The 23,598-nt window shown below is 43.7% G+C and carries 25 protein-coding genes; 17 read left to right on the forward strand and 8 right to left on the reverse strand.

All coding sequences use genetic code 11. The annotated features are described in order from the left end of the window. Nucleotides 1-8 precede the first annotated feature (8 nt). The 6 genes from ACVBDU_RS08605 (at nt 9) to ACVBDU_RS08630 (ending at nt 6,707) form a co-directional block, all read left to right on the forward strand. Complete coding sequence (locus ACVBDU_RS08605; protein ID WP_447179340.1) at nt 9-1,085, forward strand: LptF/LptG family permease; 1,077 nt, start codon at nt 9-11, stop codon at nt 1,083-1,085. Next, nucleotides 1,072-2,010 carry a DMT family transporter gene (locus ACVBDU_RS08610; protein ID WP_447179341.1) on the forward strand — a complete coding sequence of 313 codons (939 nt, stop codon included), beginning with the start codon at nt 1,072-1,074 and terminating at the stop codon, nt 2,008-2,010. The genes ACVBDU_RS08605 and ACVBDU_RS08610 overlap by 14 nt, the downstream gene beginning before the upstream one ends. An 86-nt stretch (nt 2,011-2,096) precedes the next feature. Next, complete coding sequence (locus ACVBDU_RS08615) at nt 2,097-3,050, forward strand: acetyl-CoA carboxylase carboxyltransferase subunit alpha (protein WP_447179342.1); 954 nt, start codon at nt 2,097-2,099, stop codon at nt 3,048-3,050. Between the two features lie 193 nt (nt 3,051-3,243). Further along, entirely contained in the window at nt 3,244-4,815 is a 1,572-nt protein-coding gene (gene dnaB, locus ACVBDU_RS08620) for a replicative DNA helicase (protein ID WP_447179343.1), read from the forward strand. A 200-nt stretch (nt 4,816-5,015) separates the two neighbouring features. Beyond that, nucleotides 5,016-6,242 (forward strand): asparagine synthetase B, encoded by a 1,227-nt coding sequence (locus ACVBDU_RS08625; RefSeq protein WP_447179361.1) that lies wholly within the window; start codon nt 5,016-5,018, stop codon nt 6,240-6,242. A 42-nt stretch (nt 6,243-6,284) separates the two neighbouring features. Beyond that, nucleotides 6,285-6,707, forward strand: coding sequence for a secondary thiamine-phosphate synthase enzyme YjbQ (locus ACVBDU_RS08630; protein WP_447179344.1), 423 nt, complete (start codon nt 6,285-6,287; stop codon nt 6,705-6,707). Nucleotides 6,708-6,717: 10 nt separating this feature from the next. Here the strand turns inward: ACVBDU_RS08630 and ACVBDU_RS08635 are convergent, their stop codons facing one another. The 7 genes from ACVBDU_RS08635 to ACVBDU_RS08665 form a co-directional block, all read right to left on the reverse strand. After that, complete coding sequence (locus ACVBDU_RS08635) at nt 6,718-7,542, reverse strand: HAD family hydrolase (protein WP_447179345.1); 825 nt, start codon at nt 7,540-7,542, stop codon at nt 6,718-6,720. 286 nt (nt 7,543-7,828) lie between these two features. Then, entirely contained in the window at nt 7,829-8,173 is a 345-nt protein-coding gene (gene rplT, locus ACVBDU_RS08640; protein ID WP_447179346.1) for a 50S ribosomal protein L20, read from the reverse strand. A 138-nt stretch (nt 8,174-8,311) separates the two neighbouring features. Then, nucleotides 8,312-8,509: a 50S ribosomal protein L35 gene (rpmI, locus tag ACVBDU_RS08645; RefSeq protein ID WP_123214949.1), complete on the reverse strand. Its 198-nt coding sequence runs from the start codon at nt 8,507-8,509 to the stop codon at nt 8,312-8,314. Nucleotides 8,510-8,537: 28 nt separating this feature from the next. Beyond that, complete coding sequence (gene infC / locus ACVBDU_RS08650; protein WP_447179362.1) at nt 8,538-9,095, reverse strand: translation initiation factor IF-3; 558 nt, start codon at nt 9,093-9,095, stop codon at nt 8,538-8,540. A 35-nt stretch (nt 9,096-9,130) separates the two neighbouring features. Continuing rightward, nucleotides 9,131-11,071, reverse strand: coding sequence for a threonine--tRNA ligase (gene thrS, locus ACVBDU_RS08655; RefSeq protein ID WP_447179347.1), 1,941 nt, complete (start codon nt 11,069-11,071; stop codon nt 9,131-9,133). 164 nt (nt 11,072-11,235) lie between these two features. Continuing rightward, nucleotides 11,236-11,613 (reverse strand): nuclear transport factor 2 family protein, encoded by a 378-nt coding sequence (locus tag ACVBDU_RS08660; RefSeq protein WP_447179348.1) that lies wholly within the window; start codon nt 11,611-11,613, stop codon nt 11,236-11,238. A gap of 19 nt (nt 11,614-11,632) precedes the next feature. Next, nucleotides 11,633-13,099 (reverse strand): sodium:solute symporter, encoded by a 1,467-nt coding sequence (locus ACVBDU_RS08665; protein ID WP_447179349.1) that lies wholly within the window; start codon nt 13,097-13,099, stop codon nt 11,633-11,635. A 256-nt stretch (nt 13,100-13,355) separates the two neighbouring features. On the opposite strand from ACVBDU_RS08665, the gene recR reads away from it, so the two are divergent. The 11 genes from recR to ftsY all read left to right on the forward strand — a co-directional run bounded on the left by recR (nt 13,356) and on the right by ftsY (nt 21,736). Then, nucleotides 13,356-13,973 (forward strand): recombination mediator RecR, encoded by a 618-nt coding sequence (gene recR, locus ACVBDU_RS08670; protein ID WP_447179350.1) that lies wholly within the window; start codon nt 13,356-13,358, stop codon nt 13,971-13,973. A 112-nt stretch (nt 13,974-14,085) separates the two neighbouring features. After that, complete coding sequence (locus ACVBDU_RS08675) at nt 14,086-15,411, forward strand: dihydrolipoamide acetyltransferase family protein (protein ID WP_447179351.1); 1,326 nt, start codon at nt 14,086-14,088, stop codon at nt 15,409-15,411. Between the two features lie 282 nt (nt 15,412-15,693). After that, on the forward strand, nt 15,694-16,470 hold the full coding sequence (locus tag ACVBDU_RS08680; protein ID WP_447179352.1) for an exonuclease domain-containing protein: 777 nt from the start codon (nt 15,694-15,696) through the stop codon (nt 16,468-16,470). 7 nt (nt 16,471-16,477) lie between these two features. Further along, entirely contained in the window at nt 16,478-17,419 is a 942-nt protein-coding gene (locus ACVBDU_RS08685; RefSeq protein WP_447179353.1) for a carboxypeptidase-like regulatory domain-containing protein, read from the forward strand. 37 nt (nt 17,420-17,456) lie between these two features. After that, entirely contained in the window at nt 17,457-18,065 is a 609-nt protein-coding gene (locus ACVBDU_RS08690) for a fumarylacetoacetate hydrolase family protein (protein WP_447179354.1), read from the forward strand. Nucleotides 18,066-18,263: 198 nt separating this feature from the next. Continuing rightward, nucleotides 18,264-18,602 (forward strand): Hpt domain-containing protein, encoded by a 339-nt coding sequence (locus ACVBDU_RS08695; RefSeq protein WP_447179355.1) that lies wholly within the window; start codon nt 18,264-18,266, stop codon nt 18,600-18,602. Then, on the forward strand, nt 18,602-19,849 hold the full coding sequence (locus tag ACVBDU_RS08700) for a competence/damage-inducible protein A (RefSeq protein WP_447179356.1): 1,248 nt from the start codon (nt 18,602-18,604) through the stop codon (nt 19,847-19,849). Before ACVBDU_RS08695 ends, ACVBDU_RS08700 begins: the two co-directional genes overlap by 1 nt. A gap of 77 nt (nt 19,850-19,926) precedes the next feature. Then, a complete protein-coding gene (rpmB, locus tag ACVBDU_RS08705; RefSeq protein WP_447179357.1) occupies nt 19,927-20,163 on the forward strand; it encodes a 50S ribosomal protein L28 in 237 nt (78 codons plus the stop codon). Between the two features lie 27 nt (nt 20,164-20,190). After that, nucleotides 20,191-20,373, forward strand: a complete 183-nt coding sequence (gene rpmG / locus ACVBDU_RS08710) for a 50S ribosomal protein L33 (protein ID WP_447175892.1) — start codon at nt 20,191-20,193, stop codon at nt 20,371-20,373. Nucleotides 20,374-20,412: 39 nt separating this feature from the next. Next, nucleotides 20,413-20,565 carry a DUF4295 domain-containing protein gene (locus ACVBDU_RS08715; protein WP_123214962.1) on the forward strand — a complete coding sequence of 51 codons (153 nt, stop codon included), beginning with the start codon at nt 20,413-20,415 and terminating at the stop codon, nt 20,563-20,565. 217 nt (nt 20,566-20,782) lie between these two features. Then, nucleotides 20,783-21,736, forward strand: a complete 954-nt coding sequence (gene ftsY / locus ACVBDU_RS08720) for a signal recognition particle-docking protein FtsY (protein WP_447179358.1) — start codon at nt 20,783-20,785, stop codon at nt 21,734-21,736. Nucleotides 21,737-22,188: 452 nt separating this feature from the next. Here ftsY and ACVBDU_RS08725 read toward each other — a convergent pair. Further along, nucleotides 22,189-23,598 (reverse strand): IS4 family transposase (locus ACVBDU_RS08725; protein ID WP_447179359.1); only part of this gene is annotated, 1,410 nt, incomplete at its 5' end.

Genomic DNA, 23,598 nt, shown 5'->3' on the forward strand with positions numbered 1-23,598 from the left:
TAGGTATAGTGAAAATATTAGATTGGTATATTATTAAAAGGTATCTGGGTACCTTTACGGTAATGCTCCTGTTGTTCATTCCTATAGGAATAATGATCGACCTGTCGGAAAAAGTGGGGAAGATGATAGAGCAGGAAGCACCTACCTCGGAGATTGTGATTTATTACGTTAACTTTACCTTTTATTTTGCCAACCTGCTGTTTCCCATATTCCTTTTCCTTTCCATAATTTGGTTTACTTCCAAGCTGGCCAATAATACGGAGATAACAGCTATATTGAGTTCCGGAGTACCTTATACCCGTTTTCTCAGGCCGTATATCGTAGGGGCGGCTCTTGTGGCTGTAATGGCCTTTGTTATGGGGATGTTTATTGTGCCCTCGGCCAGTAAAGGATACAAGGAATTCTATTATAAATACCTGAAGAAAGGAAAACAGGACCGGGAAACCACAAATCTATACAACCAGATCAACGATAATGACTTTATTTATGTGAGCAGCTTTGATCCGCGAAATAAAATAGGGTATAACTTTACTTTGGAACATTTTGAGGGTGAACAACTCATATACAAAATATCTGCCCGCAATATCCGGTGGGTAGAAAAAGACAGTACATACCGGTTATCGTCTTATATAAAGCGGAAAATAGGAGAAACCGATGATGTTTTGCAAAAGGAAAGCAGGCTGGATACCGTTTTTTCCTTTAACCTGGATGACCTGACCCCGGTATCGTATATAGCGGAGACCAAAAACCTTTTTGAACTGAATAAATTTATCGATAAAGAACGGCGAAAAGGTTCGTCCAACATCAATACGTATCTCCTGGTGAAATATAAAAGATGGGGGCTTCCGGTATCGGCATTTATACTTACCATTATTGCGGTAGCCGTATCTTCCAAGAAAAAACGGGGAGGAATGGGAATTAATCTTGCCCTGGGAATCGCACTGGCCTTTGTATTTATATTTTTTGACAGGATATTCGGTGCCATGGCAGAGCAATCGGGATTTTCTCCGTTGCTCGCAGCAGCATTACCTAATATTGTATTCGGAATACTTGCCATCTATCTGCTGAATAATGCTAAACAATAGTCGGAAAAACTACCTCCTCCTGCATTTTATTGTATTTATCTGGGGGTTTACGGCGGTTCTCGGAGCCCTGATCACTATAGATGCCATTCCGCTGGTTTGGTACAGGATGTTTATGGCTACCTTTTTTGTTGGTGGTTACATGTGGTACTGCGGCTTTTCCCTGCGGGTGCCTAAAAAAGCAGTGTTTGCTTTTGTCCTGGCAGGAATTGTGCTTGCCCTGCACTGGGTGGCTTTTTTTAAGGCGGTTAAAGTATCTAACGTATCCGTAACCCTGGCGATGATATCTACGGGAGCACTTTTTACTTCGATTCTCGAACCCATATGGTACAAGCGAAAGGTTATATGGTACGAAATTGTTCTGGGACTGGTGGTCATTCTCGGGTTGTACCTTATTTTTAAGGTGGAATCTTCCTATATCGAAGGAATTGTACTCGCTCTTATTGCCGCTTTGTTGTCTTCGGTGTTTTCGCTTATGAACGGAAAGTTTGTAAAGCAGTACCGTCCGTCTGTGATTTCCTTTTACGAATTGCTGAGCGGTGTCGGTTTTCTTTCTCTTTTTATGGCGGGAGAGGTCTTCACCGGGCACTTTTTCAGGCTCGCTGCGCAAGACTGGCTTTATCTCCTCGTATTGGCTTCGGTATGTACGGCTTATGCCCTGATTTCCTCGGTTAAGGTTATGAAATATATAAGCCCTTATACGGTAATGCTGACCATTAATATGGAACCGGTTTACGGTATACTACTGGCTTTTATGATCCTGGGGGACAGTGAGAAGATGAGTCCGGAATTTTATCTCGGAGCTATAGTTATTCTGGCCACTGTACTGGCTAATGGCGTGTTAAAACACAGGGGAGGTGCAAAAAAACGGAAACCGGGCGGACCGGGTAATGGCATTGGCCCCTCCCGTGATATGGGAATATGTTAAGAGATATAAATAATGATTTGCCCGTAAATTGTACACAAAAAAATCCGTAAGTTTGTGGGCTGAACCGAATCAAAATTTAATGGATAATGGAATATTTGGATTTTGAATTACCTATTAAAGAATTAGAGGAACAACTATCCAAGTGCAGGGTTATAGGAGAAGAGAGCGATGTGGATGTAACCGAAACCTGTAAACAGATAGACAAGAAGCTTGCACAAACTAAAAAAGAGATATACAAGAATCTCACGGCCTGGCAACGCGTTCAGTTGTCACGTCACCCCTCAAGACCTTATACGCTCGATTATGTGAGGGCCATATGCGGGGACACTTTCCTGGAACTGCACGGTGACCGTACTGTTAAGGACGATAAGGCGATGATAGGAGGGTTGGGTAAAATTGACGGTCAGAGTTTTATGATCGTGGGGCAGCAAAAAGGGTATAATACCAAAACAAGGCAATACCGGAATTTTGGTATGGCCAACCCGGAAGGATACCGTAAAGCCCTTCGGCTTATGAAGATGGCAGAAAAATTCGAAGTTCCGGTAGTTTGCCTGGTAGATACTCCCGGTGCATATCCCGGAATTGAAGCGGAAGAAAGAGGACAGGGAGAAGCTATTGCCAGGAATATTATGGAAATGACCCGTCTTAAAGTCCCCGTGATTGTTGTTATCATCGGAGAAGGTGCTTCCGGCGGAGCCCTCGGTATCGGTGTCGGAGACAGGGTGCTTATGCTGGAAAACACATGGTACTCCGTAATATCACCGGAATCCTGTTCTTCTATCCTGTGGCGAAGCTGGGAATATAAAGAACAGGCTGCCGAAGCATTGAAGCTTACGGCCAAAGACATGAAAAAACTACACCTGGTAGACGATATCATAAAAGAACCTCTCGGAGGGGCACATTCCGACAGGGAAACAACTTTCAAAACCGTTTCCCAGGTTATTATAGAAAATTACGAAGAACTGAAAAAACTTTCCCCGCAGGAACTCGTGGAAGAACGTATGGAGAAATACGCCAGTATGGGAGTATTTAAAAATTAATCTTCCTAAAATATCAACCGTTATAATCCCTGTTTCGGGGGATAAGTATACAAACCGGAGTAAAGAACTTCGGTTTTTTTTACGTTATGAACATAAAGTTGTAACTTGTTAACAGCTTAAATGTTAACGAAGAGTTAATATTAAGTAACTCTATTATTTAATAGTTAAAGCAGCATTTTCTACATTCGCATTTATGGAAAAAACAGGCCCCGTGTCCGGAATTAAAATTGAAAAAGCGCCCGTAAGTTCGGGCAGGTCGGGAATAATCTCGTTGGAAAAAGGAAAGATACCTCCCCAGGCACTGGAATTGGAAGAAGTGGTACTCGGTGCCATGATGATCGATAAGAAAGGGGTGGATGCAGTGATAGATATTTTGCATCCGGATGCCTTTTACAAGGAAGCACACAGGTCCATATATGAAGCCGTCGTAAAACTGTTTGAAAATACAGAACCTATAGATCTGCTTACCGTATCTTCTCAGTTGAAAAAAGACGGTAAACTCGAACAGATAGGAGGAGATTACTACCTTATACAACTTACGCAGAAAGTATCTTCTTCGGCGCATATCGAATTTCACGCACGTATTATCCTGCAGAAATTTATTCAGAGGAGCCTGATTAAAATATCTTCGGAGATCATAGAAGAGGCATACGATGAAACTACGGATGTTTTTGATCTCCTGGACAGCGCGGAAGCAAAGTTGTACGAAGTAACCCAGGGTAATATTAAAAAATCTTCGGAAACGGCGCAAAGTCTCGTTATGCAGGCCAAGAAGAAGATCGAAGAGATATCCAATAAAGAAGGGCTCAGCGGTGTTCCTTCCGGGTTTGATAAGCTCGATAAGCTCACCTCCGGATGGCAGCCCAGTGACCTTATTATCGTTGCGGCACGTCCGGGTATGGGGAAAACCGCGTTAACCCTGTCTATGGCCCGGAACATTGCAGTAAATACCGATATTCCCGTAGCGTTCTTTTCCCTGGAGATGTCTTCCGTACAGTTGATTACCCGTCTTATTTCTTCCGAGACCGGTCTGTCTTCGGAGAAACTGCGTACCGGAAAACTGGAAAAACACGAATGGGAGCAGCTTAACGTAAAGGTAAAATCCCTGGAAAAAGCGCCTTTGTTTATAGATGATACACCCTCCTTGTCTATATTCGACCTCAGGGCGAAAGCCAGGAGACTCGCGTCGCAGCACGGTATCCGGATGATCATTATCGATTACCTCCAGTTGATGACCGCCGGGGGAACGCAGAAAGGAGGAAACCGCGAACAGGAAATATCTACTATATCCAGGAACCTCAAAGCGCTTGCAAAAGAACTGAATGTACCCGTAATTGCCCTGTCACAGCTTTCCCGTGCGGTGGAAACCCGCGGAGGCAGTAAACGCCCCCTGCTTTCCGACCTCCGGGAATCCGGGGCGATTGAACAGGATGCGGATATCGTTGCCTTTATTTACCGTCCGGAGTATTATAAGATAGAAGAATGGGACGATGAAGAGCGTACACCTACCCAGGGGCAGGGAGAATTTATCGTGGCCAAACACCGTAACGGCGGATTGGAAAATATTCGTCTGAAGTTTATCGGACACCTCGGTAAGTTCGATAACCTGGATGATTTTGACTCTCCGTTTGAATTCCAGTCCAAGATGAACGCTTCCGAAGATGACGGCTTTAATCCCGGAAGCCTGCCGAGTGCGGAAGACGCTTTCGGAAGTTCCATGAACGATGGTCCGGCGCCCGATGATGACAGTGACGTACCGTTCTAAAAGACAGGTGTAAATATAGAAGGAAAGATAGTGTAGTGTTCCGGGTATTCAAATGGTTAATATCCGGAACATGCCGTTTTTAATACCCGGTGTCTTCCCGATAAAATTTCCAAACGTTTTCCGTAACTTTGAAGCTAAACCTTTTTATTATGCGTTTCGGCTTATTTGTCCGTACATTGCTTTTTACCCTTGTCCTTTTGATGTGCGGTATATCTGTCCGGGCATCACATGTGCTGGTGCCTATGGATGCGGAATATCAGAAGAATCACCTCAAGGCATATGGTATAGCTTACTGGACGCTCTCGAAGAATCTGAAAGTGCAGTGGTTGCTCAATTACCGCGGCGGTTCCTTCCTTTTGCCCGATACGGAAGGAATACGGAAAGAATGTACTATACGAGGGGTTTCCTACGAGGTTTTATCTGATGCCGAAGCAGAAAGTATTCTCGGGGAAATAAGCAGTCCCGCTAAAAACCAGGAAGCCGTGGTATTGGAAAAAGCACCCAAAGTGGTGGTGTATTCCCCTAAAGACAACCCGCCTTGGGATGATGCTGTGACTATGGTGCTTACCTATGCCGAAATTCCTTATGATGTGGTTTATGACGAAGAAGTACTTGAAGAAAGGTTATTGATGTACGATTGGCTGCACCTGCACCATGAGGATTTCACGGGGCAGTACGGGAAATTTTACAGGGCATACAAAATGGCGCCCTGGTATATACAACAAAAGAAAGAAGCAGAAGAACGCGCAACCAGGCTTGGCTTTGATAAGGTATCCGATGCCAAACTGGCCGTAGCCCTGAAAATACGGGATTTTGTCGTAGGGGGCGGATTTATGTTTGCCATGTGCTCCGCTACCGATAGTTTTGATATAGCACTTTCCGCAGAAGGGGTGGATATATGTGAGCCTATGTTCGACGGAGATCCTTCCGAGCCTAATTACCAATCTAAAATAGATTATAATAAGACATTTGCTTTTACGGGGTTTACCCTGGAGCGCGATCCTAATGTCTATGAGTTTTCTTCTATTGATATGACGGAACGGCGGAGAATAGCCAAGGAAGTGGATTATTTCACGCTCATGGAATTTTCGGCCAAGTGGGACCCGGTGCCTACGATGCTCTGCCAGAACCATACGGCACTCATCAAGGGTTTTATGGGTCAGACCACCAGTTTTAACGGAAACGAGATCAAATCGCCCGTATTGATCCTGGGAGAGAACAAGGCCAACGGGGAGGCCCGTTATATCCACGGGGTAAAAGGAAAAGGATTTTTTACCTTTTACGGAGGGCATGATCCGGAAGACTATCAGCACAGGGTAGGGGACCCTAAAACAGAACTGGAATTGCATCCGAATTCTCCCGGGTACCGGCTTATACTTAATAATATTCTTTTTCCCGCAGCGAAGAAAAAGAAGCAGAAAACCTGATCGGCTGGTATAGGTAAATCATTAATTCTAAAATAACAAGTTATGCTCTTTTTGCAGGAAGAAATACAACTTAAACCGAGGCAAAGAGGATTCCACCTGGTTACGGAGGAAATACGGAATGCCATCCCCCGGATACGGGATATACAGATAGGGCAGTTGCAGGTTTTTATAAAGCATACTTCCGCCGGGCTGACCATCAATGAAAATGCAGACCCTTCCGTACGGAAAGACTTTGAGAGCTTTATGAATACTGCAGTGCCCGAAAACGAGCCTTATTATATTCACACCCAGGAAGGGCCTGACGATATGCCTGCCCATATCAAGGCATCGCTCATGGGGAGTTCGGTCCAGGTACCTATCCGTGCAGGGAGATTAAATCTCGGTACATGGCAGGGGATTTACCTTTGTGAACATCGCAATTACGGCGGTAGCAGGACCGTGGTAATAACGGCTTTCGGGATGTGATATTAAAGGGTTATTGTCCGGGTACCGTCATTTTTTTTGCTTCCAGAAGTTTTTCCAGTATGTGTTCCACACCGTTGTTGTCGTTGCTCAGTGTTTTATACCGGGCAGCTTTCAGAACGTTCGGATGTGCATTTTCCATAGCGTAGCTGAAATACGCCTGCTCCATCATTTCCAGGTCGTTATTGTAGTCGCCGAAAACCAGCGTTTCTTCTTTGGTTACTTTTAGTTTGTCCTGGAGAAGCTTCAGGGCATGACCTTTATTGGCATCCGGGCTGGAGATGTCCAGCCAGTATTCGCCGGATACTTTTACCTGCAGGGATCTTTCCAGGTGACGGACATGAGGGTATATGTTCCTTTCGGAACCACCGAAGCTGTATATGGCTATTTTGAGAAATTCGTCCCCGGTGACATCGTTCAGATCAGATACTTTGGTGTATTCGTGGTAATATTCACGGAACATATTTTGAAAAGCGGTGTTGTCCGTCTCAATATAGGCCCGATCCTTGCCACAGATAACAATATAAGCGTCTTGCAGGGGGCGGATCAGTGAGATGGTATCCTTCACTACGGAAACGGAAAGCGGAGTTACAAGGAGCTCCTTTTCTCTCTGTTTGGCAATAGCGCCATTTTCCGCAATAATGGTAATGTCATCCGTTATTGGGCGAAGTTTATCGACGATACTGTGATATTGACGTCCGCTGGCGGCTACAAAGTGTATATGATGTTGTTTGAGTTCTTCGAATATTTTAAAGAACCTGTCACTTACATTGCTTTCGGAGTTTAGCAAAGTGCCATCCATATCGGTGGCTATAAGTTTTATTTGTGATAAATCCATACATAGCAATTTTAAGGCCCAAAGGTAAGGATAATAGATGTTATGCTTGTTAAATGCTTGTTATTTCCGGAGGTGAAAGCTGCTGGCAGGAGAGGGGTATAGGGTAAATGAAGTATTGGGTAAAGGTCTTGTGTTTTGTTTGTCACACGTACGCGAATATTTTAGGATCAAGCGTAAAAGTGGTGGAGTTTTTTTAGTGGAAAGTTCTAGCTTATACTTCACATGGGGCAATAAAAAATCCGGCCTTTTGGCCGGATTTCAATAAGCGAAATATGTTAATAAACGTTTATTTTACTTTGTCTACGACTGCCTTGAAAGCTTCCGGGTGGTTCATGGCCAGATCGGCTAAAACCTTACGGTTTAGTTCGATGTCATTGGCTTTTACTTTACCCATAAACTGAGAGTAGGACAATCCGTGTAACCTGGCACCTGCATTGATACGGGTAATCCATAAAGCACGGAAACTCCTCTTTTTGTTTCTGCGGTCTCTGTACGAGTACAGCATTGCTTTTTCAACCGCATTTTTGGCAACGGTCCAAACGTTTTTACGTCTTCCGTAGTAGCCTTTTGCCTGCTTCATTATTTTTTTTCTGCGGGCTCTTGATGCTACTGAATTTACTGATCTTGGCATAATTTTTTTGTTTTTTGTAGCAGGCGTCCGTCAACCGGTACTTTTAAAATAGCTGTTCTATTAAATCTAAAATCTAATATCTCCGATCTATTTTGCCTCACTCCAGGGTTATACAATAATACGAACCGTAAAGAACAATTATTTTAAACGTAATTGTTCTTTAATGTTGTTAACATCATTTTCGTGTACCAGGGTACTGTGTGTTAACGCAAGCTTACGCTTTTTGCTTTTCTTTGTCAGAATGTGGCTTTTAAAAGCGTGCTTTCTTTTGATTTTACCAGAACCGGTCAGCTTAAAACGCTTTTTGGCGCTGGATTTAGTTTTCATCTTAGGCATAATTCCTAAATTATTTTAATTATTTCGCTTATTTCTTACTCTTCTTAGGAGCGATAAACATAGTCATTCGTTTACCTTCCAGTTTGGGCATTTGTTCCACCTTTCCATACTCTTCCAGGTCCTGGGCCAGACGGAGAAGTAAAATCTCTCCCTGGTCTTTATACACGATAGAACGTCCTTTAAAAAATACGTATGCCTTTAGTTTGGCGCCGTCCTTCAGGAATTTTTCTCCGTGTTTCTTTTTGAACTCGTAGTCGTGTTCGTCGGTTTGGGGCCCAAAACGAATTTCCTTAACTATTATCTTGGTAGCTTTTGCCTTTAAAACCTTTTCGCGTTTTTTCTGTTCGTAAAGGAATTTTTTATAATCCGTAATCTTACAAACAGGAGGAGCAGCTTTAGGTGAAATTTCAACCAGGTCCAGTCCAAGCTCTTCTGCTTTAGCCAGGGCCTCTTTGGTTGGGTATATGCCTACTTCCACATTGTCTCCTACCAGGCGAACTTCCGGTACACGGATATCCCTGTTGGTCCGGTGCGGATTTTTGTCCTCTCTTTGGTTAGGACGGTTTCTGTTGAATCTTCTTTTAATTGCTATGGCCTACAGATTTTTAATTAAACTTCGTTTTAAAATTGTTTTAAAGTTCGGTTTATTTCGTTTTCTACTATTTTGGCGAATGCATCCACCGTGATGGTTCCTATGTCACCTTCACCGTGCTTTCTAACCGAGATGGTACCTTCTTTTTCTTCGTTTTCACCAACAATGAGCATATAAGGGATTTTTTTCATTTCGGCTTCCCTTATTTTCTTGCCGATGGTCTCATTTCGGTTATCTACCAGGGCGCGAATTTCGTAATTTTCTAATACATTTAAAACTTTTTCGGCATATTTTTCATATTTCTCGCTGATAGAGAGTAGAATAGCTTGTTCCGGCATTAACCACAGCGGGAAGTTCCCCGCGGTATGCTCTAAAAGTATAGCGACAAAGCGCTCTATACTGCCGAAAGGAGCCCTGTGGATCATCACCGGGCGGTGCAATTCATTGTCGCTGCCTTTGTAAGAAAGGTCAAAGCGTTCCGGCAGGTTGTAATCCACCTGTATGGTACCTAACTGCCAGCTTCTTCCCAGGGCATCTTTAACCATGAAATCCAGTTTCGGGCCGTAGAAAGCGGCTTCTCCTGTTTCTATAACGTAATTCAACCCTTTTTCTTTGGCTGCGTTTAGAATGGCGTTTTCGGCCTTTTCCCAGTTTTCGTCACTACCTATGTATTTCCCCGGATTTTCCGGATCGCGAAGCGACACCTGGGCGGTAAAATTCTCAAAACCGAGAGAACCGAAAACATAAAGCACCAGGTCTATTACGCTCTTGAATTCTTCATCGAGCTGATCCGGAGTACAGAAAATGTGCGCATCGTCCTGGGTAAAACCTCTTACCCTGGTGAGCCCGTGTAATTCGCCGCTTTGTTCGTACCGATATACCGTTCCGAACTCCGCGTATCTTTTCGGGAGTTCTTTATAACTCCACGGCCTGGCATTATATATTTCGCAGTGATGCGGGCAGTTCATAGGTTTCAGCAAAAATTCCTCCCCTTCATGAGGGGTGTGAATAGGCTGAAAACTGTCTTCCCCGTATTTGGCATAGTGCCCGGAAGTTACATACAGTTCTTTTTGTCCGATATGCGGCGATACCACCTGTTCATACCCGGCTTTTTTCTGCGCCTTTTTGAGGAAATTTTCCAGGCGTTCACGTAAAGCGGCACCTTTAGGTAACCACAATGGTAATCCTTGTCCGACCTTTTGCGAAAAGGTGAACAGTTCCAGTTCTTTTCCGAGTTTTCTGTGATCTCTCTTTTTGGCTTCTTCCAGGAGGTGAAGATATTCCGTCAGTTCTTTTTGCTTCGGGAAAGAAATACCGTAAATCCTGGTCAGTTGTTTGTTATTTTCGTTCCCTCTCCAGTATGCACCGGCGATGTTGAGCAGTTTCACAGCCTTGATAATCCCGGTATTCGGAATATGACCACCACGGCAGAGATCGGAAAATGTGGAGTGGTCACAAAAAGTAATGGTGCCGTCCTCCAGGTTTTCGATGAGCTCTACTTTATACTCGTTATCTTGCTTTTTATAAAAGTCCAGTGCTTCGGTTTTGGTAACCGAGCGCATTTTATAATCGTATTTTCCCCTTGCGATTTCCAGCATTTTCTTTTCGATGTCAGGGAAATCCTTGTCAGAGATGGTTTTGTCCCCAAAGTCCACATCATAGTAAAAGCCATTGTCTATGGCGGGGCCTATAGAGAGTTTTGCTCCGGGATAAAGTTCTTCCAGCGCCTGTGCCAGTACGTGGGCGGTGGAGTGCCAGAAAGCTTTTTTACCTGCATCATCATTCCAGGTATACAATACGAGATTACCATTGGTGGTCAGCGGGGTTGCCGTTTCCACTGTTGTACCGTTAAAACTTGCAGAAATAACGTTGCGCGCCAAACCTTCGCTGATGCTTCTGGCAACGTCCATAGGAGTGGAGTTTTCAGGAAACTCCTTTACAGATCCGTCGGGTAAGGTAATCTCAATCATTAATTTTTAGTTTTAAGGTGCAAAGATAAGGGGAAGTAAGCACGCGTGCAATATAACCGCATGTTTAAAATAATCGTCCGAAAGCGAAGGCGAAATTATGGAGAAGTGACTTTAATCGGTAGGATATCAGTATATTGTAAATGTTATGTTGACTCTTGTAGTTTCTAACTCTCATCTCTCAGGTGTATTATTTTTCCTTCCCGGAAGGTGAAAACGGATTTTCCGTTCAGTTTTATGATGTCACCTTTCTTCAATCCGTTAGGCAAATCACAGGCCAGGATCCCTGTGTAGGAGATGCTTACGATGGTCTGATTACCATGGGTCTGAAAACTGTTAACAACCTGTTCTCTTTCGGTGAAAATCCGGGTGGCTTTCCCTGCCTGTTCTTCAAATTCGGAGATTCCTTGAGTCGTGAGAGTGGTTTCGTCGCCGTGGATATTTTCAAAACAGATGTCCGTGTGGAGTTCGGCGAGCATGCCGTCAATATCAAAATTGTTGTAGGCGTTGATATAGTTTTCAATAATTTTTTTGTGGTCGGTCATGATTTTCGGAATTTGACGGTTACGAAACCGGAAGGTGTTCCCGGGGATTCTTTTTTATCAGGAATGCCAGGCCGCAGAAGGTGAGAAACCCGTTCAGTACAAGGATGATGAATCCGAATTCAAATCCGAACCACACCTGCATACGATCTGCAATAATATAAGATAGAACGGGAGAGAGAATGGCCACGACAGGAACCAGTTCATCCCGTACTTTCCACCTGGTAAAAAGGCCGAAACTGTACAGGCCGAGTAGTGGGCCGTATGTATATCCTGCAAATACAAAGAGTTTGGCAATAACGCTTTCGTTCTTTATAATGTATTTGAAGGTTATGATCACCAGTATAAGCACCAGGGAGGTAAGAATATGCACCCTTTTACGGATACGGACCTGTTTTTTTTCATCATATCTTTTCTCTATATCCAGGATGTCCACGCTAAAAGAAGTGGTCAGCGATGTCAGGGCGCTGTCGGCACTGCTGTAAGCCGCCGCGATGAGGCCTATGAGGAAGAAGACAAATACTCCTGTGCCAAGGTAATCTTTGGCAAGTACCGGAAACAGGTCGTCTTTGTGGGCATCGATACCGTTTTGTTGGGCATAGGCGGTAAGGAGAAGGCCAAGGGACAGGAAGAAAAAGTTTACCACGGTGAGAACTATGGTAAACCAGAACATGTTTTTCTGGGCGTCTTTCAGGCTTTTGCAGGTGAGGTTCTTTTGCATCATATCCTGGTCCAGCCCGGTCATCACCACCGCAATAAAAGCCCCGGAGAAAAACTGTTTCCAGAAATAATCGGCACTTTTGAAATCGTCAAAAAAGAACATTCTGGAAAATTCACTCTGCGATAAATACCTGATAACTCCTGTATCGCTTATGGCCAGGTCCTGGTAGACGGAATACGTGGCCACACCTACGGCAAGAAGCATAAACAGCGTCTGTAGTGTGTCTGTCCAGACAATGGTTTTTATGCCCGACTTAAAGGTGTACAACCATATGAGAGCTATGGTCAGGGTAACTGTTACCCAGAAAGGGATGCCCATTTCGTCAAAAAGGATCACCTGCAGGACATTGGCGATCAGGAATAACCGGAAACTGGCGCCTACAACCCTGGATATGAGGAAAAAAGAAGCTCCCGTTTTGTAGCTGTTATTGCCAAAACGCTCGCCGAGGTAGGTGTATATGGAGGTAAGGTTCAACCGGTAGTAAAGAGGAAGGAGGACCGTCCCTATGATCAGGTACCCGAGAATATACCCGAAAACCACCTGCATATAACTGAACTGAGACGCCTCTACCCATCCCGGTACGGAAATAAAAGTAACCCCGCTCAATGAAGCCCCTATCATTCCGAATGCTACCACATACCAGGGCGATTGTCGTTTAGCCTTGAAAAAAGTTTCGTTGTTGTCGCCGCCTTTTCCGGTAAGATAAGATATGAGAATAAGTAGTCCGAAGTAAGCTGCAATGATGAGGAGTATATATGTCGGTTGCATAAAAGAAATCGAATTTTTTCCGGTGACCAAAGTACGAAAAAGAATGGTTTCGGGAGTACGGGAGTTTTGGAGTTGATGAGTTCGGGGTTGCCCCGGATGGAGAGCAGGTAACGGACAGGATATTCTTTACAAGTGATCAGGTCCGGGGCTTTCTGATATCCGGACGAAAACCAGCAACCGAAAATATGCGCGACATCAAAAAACAATCGGCATCCGATGCTGTTGATTCTACCCTGAATTTCGTATTTTTGCGGGTATGGAATTCTCCTCTAAACTATTGGAAAATGCGGTACGGGAAATGTCTCAGCTTCCCGGTATAGGCAAGCGTACGGCCTTGCGGCTTGTATTGCATTTGTTACGGCAGCCCGCAGAACAGACAGAAAGGCTGGCTTTTACCCTTCACAGCCTGAGGAATGAAGTGAAGTACTGCAGGAATTGCCATAATATTTCGGATACGGACCTATGCGAGATATGTGCCAACCCGAAACGGGACGAATCCCTGGTTTGTGTGGTGGAAGATATCCGCGATGTCATGGCTATAGAGAATACCAGCCAGTATAAAGGATTGTACCATGTCCTGGGAGGGAAAATATCTCCTTTGGACGGGGTCGGACCGAATAATCTGAACATTTCCACGTTAGTAAATAAAGTAAAAGAAGGCCGGGTCAGAGAGGTGATATTTGCTCTGAGCTCTACTATGGAAGGAGATACCACCAATTTTTATATCTATAAGCAGATAGAACCCTATGACGTAATGACTTCTACGATCGCCAGGGGTATAGCCGTCGGAGATGAATTGGAGTACGCGGATGAAATTACCCTGGGGCGCAGTATATTGCACCGCATTCCTTTTGAGAATTCTTTGAAAGGATAGGCTCGGGAAGTTGGAAATTGAAAGGAAATAAAATAATTTATTTTCAGTGAAAAACGGTTTTTTTGATTAATTTCGCAATCGAAAATCGATAAGGCATCTTTAAAATAGAAATATGGCAAAATTTGAACTTAAATTGCCCAAAATGGGAGAAAGTGTTGCGGAAGCAACGATTACATCATGGCTAAAGGAGGTCGGGGATACCATTGAAATGGATGAGGCAGTTTTAGAGATCGCTACGGATAAAGTGGATTCCGAAGTGCCCAGTGAAGTAGAAGGGGTGCTTTTGGAAAAACGCTTTGATGTGGATGATGTGGTTCAGGTTGGAGAGGTCATAGCCATAATAGAAATAGAAGGAGAGGGCGGTACTGCTGAAAAAGAAACCGGGGAGGAGGTTGCGGAAGCCGCCGTAGCAGAAGTGGAAAAGACTTTCGAAACCGCTAAAGAAACGACATCTCCCGGAATAGCCGAACCGGCGGATTTCTCTGCTTCCGAAAGATTTTATTCTCCATTGGTAAAAAATATAGCCAGAGAAGAAGGCATATCCCTGGAAGAATTGGAAAGGGTTCCCGGCACCGGGAAAGATGGCAGGGTGACTAAAAATGATATTCTGGGCTACCTGGAAAACCGCAGTACGCAGGAGCAAATTGCGAGGAAGACTGCTCCGGTAACCGGAACTTCCGGGAAGACAGAGCCTGTAAAACCGGCGCCACAGACAGCGGTAAGCAGCGGGGAAGATGAGATCATTGAAATGGACCGCATGCGGAAACTGATATCTCACCACATGATGCAAAGTGTGCAGACATCCGCCCATGTGCAAAGTTTTGTAGAGGTAGATGTTACCAATGTTGTAAACTGGCGCAATAAGAAGAAGGGTGAATTTGAAAAAAGAGAAGGAGAAAAACTGACTTTTACTCCCATCTTTATGGAAGCAGTGGCCAGGGCCCTTCGCGATTTCCCGATGATGAATATTTCCGTAGAAGGGGACAAGATCATTAAAAAGAAAAATATAAACCTGGGAATGGCGGCAGCCCTGCCCAGCGGTAACCTTATAGTACCTGTCATCCGTAATGCCGATCAGTTGAATCTCGTGGGGCTTACCAGGAAGGTGAACGACCTGGCGGGGAGAGCAAGGCAAAACAAACTGAAACCGGACGAAGTGCAGGACGGTACCTATACCGTAACCAATGTGGGGACTTTCGGAAGTATTATGGGGACACCTATAATCAACCAGCCGCAGGTAGGTATACTGGCCCTGGGTGCTATCCGGAAAGTGCCCGCCGTAATAGAAACTCCCGAAGGTGATTTTATCGGTATACGGCACAGGATGTTCCTGTCTCACAGCTACGATCACAGGGTGGTGGACGGTGCCTTGGGAGGTATGTTCGTGAAAAGAGTGGCCGATTATCTGGAGGCCTGGGATTTGGAAAGGACCATATAAATTGCAGAGACATACTTCCGTACGTTCCTGCTGTAATTAATTACAGAGATGAATTTTAGTATATGACAAAAATTGAATTTGGATAATTCCTCTCCCGAAAGCTTTCGGGATTGTTGCCCCAACCCTAAAGGGAGCCTGATTTTCCGATCAAATTGTGCAAAACCGATTTTTGTCATGTACTAAGAAGATGATATATTAAAAAACCCCGGCATTGTTCGGGGTTTTCTTTTGCAATCAGTATATTTACCGTAATTTAAAGACTAGAAATTTTTAATCGTAATAATGGAACTTAAACTTACCAGACCTATTTGTTTTTTTGACCTGGAAACTACCGGGACCGATGTGGCGAAAGACCGGATTGTGGAAATATCTATCCTTAAGGTATACCCTAACGGCAATAAGGAGAGCAGGACCTGGTTGGTAAACCCCGAAATGCCCATACCGGAACACTCTACGGCAATTCACGGTATTACCGACGAAAAAGTAGCTGGCGAACCCACATTCAAACAATTGTCCCGCGAGATATACAATATAATTAAAGACAGTGATCTGGCCGGGTATAATTCCAATCGTTTCGATATTCCCCTTCTGGCAGAGGAGATGTTGCGTGCCGAAGTAGATTTTGATATGAAAAACAGCCTGTCCGTAGATGTACAGACTATCTTTCATACGATGGAAAAGCGCACCCTGGAAGCAGCGTATAAATTTTACTGTGATAAGAACCTGGACAATGCACATTCTGCCGAAGCGGATACCACAGCTACTTACGAGGTGTTGAAATCCCAGTTGGACCGGTACGAGGATCTGCAAAACGATATAAAATTCCTTTCCGAATTTACCACCCGGAAACAGACTGCCGATTTTGCCGGGTATATTACCTATAACGAGGACGGTGTGGAAGTCTTTTCTTTCGGTAAACATAAAGGGAAACTTGTAGAAGAAGTCCTGGAAAAAGAACCGGGGTATTTTGGCTGGCTTTTGAATGCCGATTTTCCGCTCTATACCAAAAAGGTGCTTACCGGAATAAAATTGCGAAAACTGAATAATAAACTTCTGTAAATACACGGTGAAGTACTTCCTGTATACTTTCTTGTTCTTTTCGTACGGGGTTGCCCAGGAAAAGGCTGTTACGGGAAGTGTGCTGAATGAAGATACCGGCGAACCGGTTCCCTTTGCACATCTTATCCTGGTAGGGAAAACCTCCGGAACATCCACGGATGAAAACGGTGATTTCCGCTGGATTCCGGAAGAAAGTGACGGCGATGTAATGGTGCGGTTCAGCTGTGTTGGGTTTAAGTCCGGAATGCTGCCTTTGTCCGTATTGTCCGGGGCAAGGGTTTATCTGGAACCGGATGTGGAAGCGTTGAACGAGGTGGAAGTTTACCTGGTGAAAGGAACCGACCGCAAGAACATAAACGGTTTTTCGGGTAAAAGAACCATAGGATTGGGGAACTTCAGTGGAGGAGCATATCCTTCCGCAGTAGCTAAATATTACGGAAAACCGCGTAATTTTGCAGAGAATTGCTTTTTGGAAAGTGTACAGGTACGGTTTTATCCTGCCAGGGAGCAAAACAATATTGCCGCTGTGTTTCGCCTTCGTATACTGGAAGTCACTCCCGAAGGTAAACCGGGTAAGGACCTGTTACCAGATAACCTTATCGTAAGGAGAAAGCCCTTGCTTTCCAAAATTGAAATCGGTTTGTTGCCCTATCATATCCGTATTCCGGACAACGGTTTTTTTGTGGCGGTAGAGCACCTTTTTATAAAGGAGAACGCGTATAAGGAAACGAGGACTTTGAGGGTAAATGACACGTTGGTGTACGATAATGTATCTGTGATAAAGTATGCCCCGGTCTTTAAAGGTGTGCTGGAACGGGATGATGAAAATTTCCGGTCCTATTACCGCAGTACCGACGGATGGAAAAAAATGAACCGCCTGGATACCTCCGCTCCTGTTTTTGGTAACAGGGTGCCGGTTCCTGCATTTAAGCTGAAGATAACAAATTAAAAATAACGGGAATATGCCCGGAAAACTGGAAATATCGATGAAAATAATCTGTATAGGTAGGAATTATACCGATCATATTGAGGAGCTCGCCAACGAACGTCCGGTAGATCCTGTAATATTTATAAAGCCCGATACCGCCTTGTTGCGGGAAAAGGATTTTTATATTCCCGATTTCAGTGAAGACATACACTATGAGGTGGAATTGCTCGTGAAAATAAACCAGACAGGAAAACATATCAATGCCAGGTTTGCACACAAGTATTATGATGAAATAGGGTTGGGAATCGATTTTACGGCGAGAGATGTACAGAGCAGACTTAAAGAAAAAGGACTGCCCTGGGAAAAAGCAAAGGCTTTTGATGCGTCAGCCGTGATGGGTGGTTGGGGGCCGAAAACAGAATATCCGGATATTAACAATATCCGTTTTCGCCTGGAAAAGAACGGAGAAGTCGTGCAGGATGGAAACACGCGATTGATGCTTTGGAAAGTAGATGAACTCGTGGCGTATGTTTCGCAGTATTTTACGCTAAAAAAAGGCGATGTTATTTTTACCGGTACCCCGGCGGGGGTCGGTAAAGTAAATCCCGGAGATACTCTCGAAGGTTTCCTGGAAGACAAAAGTTCGTTTGCCCTGAATATAAAATAAGAGCATGTTTAAAAAGAGTACTACTGAAGTGGAGCTTTAAAAAAACTTGCTTTTTATAGTTAAAAAGGCAAAAGTTAAAGAGTTAAAAAAAACACTGGAATTTTCTTAGACAGTCTCTTAACTGTTTTTACTCTTTAACTGTCTTTTCATTAACCGCAAAAAGTTTAACGACGAGTTCACTATATTAAAAGAGAGAATATGCCATACAGTTTGGAAAAATTAGAAGAACTGTCCGACGGGGACAGGGATTTTATAGCTTCGGTCGTATCTGTATTTATAGAAGAAACCCCTTCGGATATGCAGGAATTGGAACAGGCCGTGCAAGCGGAAGATTTTGATGCGATCTACAGGCATGCGCATAAAATAAAACCCAATGTGGATCTGCTTGGAATGGACAAAACCACTTCATTATTACGCACCCTGGAAATAAAAGCCAGAGAGGATGCGGATATTTCCGGCGTAAAAGAGATGTATGCAGAAGCAAAAGGGCAGATACTGGAAGTTATTGCGGAATTAAAAACGGATTTTGCACTTTAATGCAGGCAGAGATTATTACTATCGGGGATGAGATCCTCATCGGGCAGATCGTGGATACCAATTCAGCCTATATTGCCGCGGAACTCAATAAGATCGGGATTTCCGTGTACCAGGTGACTTCTACCCAGGACAACAGGGAACATATACTGAAAACACTGGAAGAGGCACGGTATCGAGCGGATATTATTATCCTTACCGGTGGATTGGGACCTACGAAAGACGATGTTACCAAACATACGTTATGTGAGTTTTTTGACGATACCCTGGTACAGGATATGAAAGTGCTGGGCCATATCGAAGAGTTGTTTGCAAAATATGTAAATACCCCTATATCCGACCTTAACAGGGAACAGGCCATGGTGCTTTCCAAAGCACAGGTTCTTATGAACGGGTACGGTACTGCTCCCGGTATGTGGCTCGAAAAAGGAAAAACGGTTTATATATCCCTTCCCGGGGTGCCCTATGAAATGAAGGCGCTGATGCAGGCAGAAGTGCTGCCCAGGCTGCAAAAAATATATGACCGTCCGTATATATTACACCATACCATTATTACCTATGGTACGGGGGAGAGTGATATAGCCAATACCATTGCAGATTGGGAAGATAATCTTCCATCGTTCATCAGGCTGGCTTATTTGCCGCAGATAGGTAAGGTGCGCCTGAGACTCACCGCCAAAGGTACGGACAAGGAAGTGATAGAAACAGCGGTAAGTGAAAAGATAAGAGAACTGTATGCGCTAATAGGGGATATTATATATGGTGTGGAAAACGAAGAGCCTCTCGAGAGCCTTCTGGGGAAGCTATTGACCGAAAAAAAACAGACCCTGGCAACGGCAGAGAGCTTTACCGGTGGAAAGATAGCGGAACAGATCATTTCGTTTCCCGGGGCCTCGGCTTGTTTCCGGGGAGGGGTTGTGAGTTATGCCACGGAGGTAAAAGTAGATGTGCTTGGGGTTCCGCAGAGACTTATAGATAAATATAGTGTGGTAAGCGCCGAAGTAGCCGAAGCTATGGCCCTGGGTGCACAAAAAATGCTGAAATCGGACTTTGCCGTATCCACAACTGGAAATGCCGGCCCGACAAAAGGAGATTCGGATGCGGATATAGGTGTCGTATATATCGGAATAGCTACTCCGAAAGGCGTCTATTCGCAAAAATTCAATTTTGGAAATCACCGGGAAAAGGTAATGAATAAAGGAGTGAACAAAGCTTTGGAAATGCTTTGGAAAGAAATTTTAAAAAATTGAGGCAGGTATTTGTCTGTCAGGGAAAAATTTCGTTAATTTGCACCCTGTTTTTAGATAACACAAAAGTATAGAAGAAAATGTCAAGAGTTTGTGAGCTTACCGGAAAAAAGGCAATGGTGGGGAACAATGTTTCTCACGCCATGAACAGGACAAAGCGTAAATTTAACGTGAATCTCACGAAAAAACGCTTTTATATTCCAGAAGAAGACCGTTGGATCACTTTAAAGGTCTCTACTTCCGCATTGAAGACCATCAATAAAAAAGGTATATCCGCGGTATTGAAAGAAGCGAAGGCTAAAGGATATTACAAATAATCGTTTTTTTAAGAAAAGCATAGAAAGATGGCAAAGAAAGGTAACAGAATACAGGTAATATTAGAGTGCACCGAGCACAAGGAGTCCGGTATGCCTGGAACGTCAAGATACATTAGTACGAAGAACAAAAAGAACACTCCGGATAGATTGGAGATCAAGAAATTCAATCCTATCCTGAAGAGAATGACCGTTCATAAAGAAATTAAATAATTGGATATTTTCGCAGAAAATATCAAATAACGTTAAGTCATGGCAAAGAAAACCGTAGCAACCTTACAGACTAAGTCCAAGAGATTGAGTAAAGCCATTAAAATGGTAAAATCTCCGAAAACAGGCGCATATACTTTTGTAGAATCAGTTATGGATCCTTCATTGGTTAATGACTGGTTGAGCAAACAGTAAAAAAGTTCACAATATTTTTTATATATCAGCTACTTTCATATCGGAAGTAGCTTTTTGTTTTTATATCTTTGACAGGTGTAAAGGTCATTAAGGTTATTTTTATTATCCGTACCTCCGGAATAGAACAACTCAAGACGAGTTCATTGTCTTCAATAATCCGAAATACACAGATCTGTAACTTTATGACCCGTAACTCAGCAACCCAATAACCCGATTCATGAATTTATTTAAGAAAATATTCTCTTCAGAAAAAAAAGAGACACTGGATAAAGGGCTGGAGAAGACCAAAACCAGCTTTTTCGGTAAGTTGAGTAAAGCGGTAGCCGGGAAATCCAAAGTAGATGATGAAGTACTGGATAACCTGGAAGAAGTGCTGGTTAGCAGTGATGTTGGTGTGAATACTACCCTGAAGATCATAGAACGGATCGAAGAACGTGTTTCGAGGGACAAGTACCTGGGCACGGAAGAACTTAACCGGATACTTCGCGAGGAAATCGCAAGCCTGTTGTCCGAAACCAATACCGGGGAAGCAACCGAATTTACCATACCACAGGACAAAAAACCTTATGTTATTATGGTGGTCGGAGTAAACGGCGTGGGGAAAACCACAACTATCGGCAAGCTGGCTTACCAATTCAAAAAGGAGGGCAAAAAGGTAGTATTGGGTGCCGCCGATACATTTCGGGCCGCAGCAATAGACCAGTTACAGGTATGGGCAGACCGTGTCGATGTGCCTATAGTAAGGCAGAACATGGGAAGCGATCCCGCTTCCGTGGCCTTTGATACCCTGAAATCCGCCGTAACCCAGGATGCCGATGTGGTTATCATAGATACTGCGGGACGATTGCATAATAAGGTAAACCTGATGAACGAATTATCCAAGGTAAAACGGGTGATGCAAAAGGTTATTGGCGATGCCCCTCACGATGTTTTACTCGTACTGGACGGATCTACCGGACAGAATGCCTTTGAGCAGGCCAGGCAATTTACCAAAGCAACCGAAGTTACCTCGCTTGCGGTGACCAAACTTGACGGAACCGCCAAGGGAGGTGTGGTGATCGGAATTTCCGACCAGTTCCGTATACCGGTAAAATACATTGGTGTAGGTGAAGGGATTGAAGACCTCCAGGTGTTCAATAAATATGAATTTGTGGATTCTTTCTTTAAGTAAAGCCGCTTCCGGGTAAAAAATATACTTTAACGTATGTTAAGATAAGACCAAATATACTGGTTATAAGGTGCTTGAGTCAAAATAATACTGTCACCTCGAATTAATAATGACATATCTGTCGGCCCGAGCGTAGTCGAGGGGTTTTTAAGCCCGAATGGTCTCTCAAAGAGGTCTCGACTACGCTCGACCTGATAGGGATTAAGTTAACCATCTGTTATTCTGTGTAATATAATCGAACTAACGTTACTTTGCCTTTCTGGTCTTGGTACATGACAAAATTTAATTCCGAAGGATTTTCCTCTCCCGAAAACTTTCAGGAGAGGAAATCAGGCTCCCCTGTCTGCCGACAGGCAGGCTTTAGATAATGCCATTTAATTAGTGCTATAATAGTCTTAAAAGACTTATGCTCTATATCTTATTAAAAACCAAAAAAGCTCCTCCCTTCAGATGAACTACCGTGTGTACACATCTCCATTTAGCAATGACCATCCTTTAAAAATGGAGTTAAATTCGTCTAATCCATTTTTTAGGGTTATTGGACCAGGTGGTCTTTCGGATTTATAACCATTCCATCCTCCTAACCGAGCAATAATCCATGTGGCCCAACTTAATTGATCCCTGGGGTATGGATTTTTTGTTTTAAGGGTATTTCCCTGTAATTTTTCATTGAGTTTTCCCAAACACTTTACTTCTGTATCCTCGAATACTTCAGCTATAGCTTGACTCTCTTCTTTTCCATAGGCGATCATCATTTGACACAATTTCAAAACCCCTTGTAATATCATTATGGCCAGTTTGCGTATGGCCCATCCGGTTTCCAATTCGCTATCCTCTAAAGCAAACCCTTTCTTTTTCATTAGCCTGAAGACCTGTTCTATGAACCAGCGACTGCTATACCATGCAACAATGATCTGTGCTTGTTCGGCGGTTTCTACAGTATGAGTAGTCCACAGTCTCCAACAAATGGGGTCTTCTCCTTTGGGTGTGGTATGTTGGGATTCTTTGGCTTCTACTATGTAGAGTTTTAGTGTTTTAGGAGCAGCTTTGTCTGCCCTTTTGGGACGTTGAATCTCGACCTGTTTATACTTGAGTTCCATTTTTGCTTCCCGCCCCTTTCTGTTTTTATGTAAATCTTCTTCTACGGTAACCGTGTAAACCGCCTGAACCTCTTGTTGCGCCAAATGGTCAAATACCTTTTCGGTGTCCGTTTTGATATTACGGTTATAACCTGCCCGAACCAACAGATGAGTTTTGGTATCCGGTATCCTGGCAAATTGCTCATAAATATCACCTTCCCTATCCTGGATGATCGTAATAGATCTTGCATAGGCCAGATTCTCTTTGGAAGCTTCACTGGATCGAATCCATTTAAAAGATTCTTTCTCTTCTATGGGAAGCTTGTGATATTGCCGGCTGTGGCGAGTTCCGTTGTCTTCTTCCCGGTGCCATATATCGATATGGGAAAAACCAATAGGAGTAAGCATAGTGGCATCCAGAACCAAACTAGGATGAAGAAAAAAACCAATACTCTTAGTATTCCTTATGGGGCCAAGGCCTGTACGGGGCTGTAATCGCCCGGAATGCTTGGACAAATTGAATTCCGTATCATCCTGGATCACCAAAAGATCACGGTCTCTACTTAACTCTTTTACGCGAGAGGTGCATTCCGATATAAGCGATTGTTCTTCCACTCTTGGGTTGTTTAAAAATCTATAGTTGGCACGTTGCTCTGCATAATCCCTGGAAATACGACGTATAGTGCTGCTTTTACTTATGAGTATGGAGCTTAATAAGGTAGCCCCCTTTTTACCAATCGTTTGTCTGGCAAATGATCGGTGAAATCTATGTGTTCCTTGATCCGT

Source organism: Sinomicrobium endophyticum, from assembly GCF_052983315.1.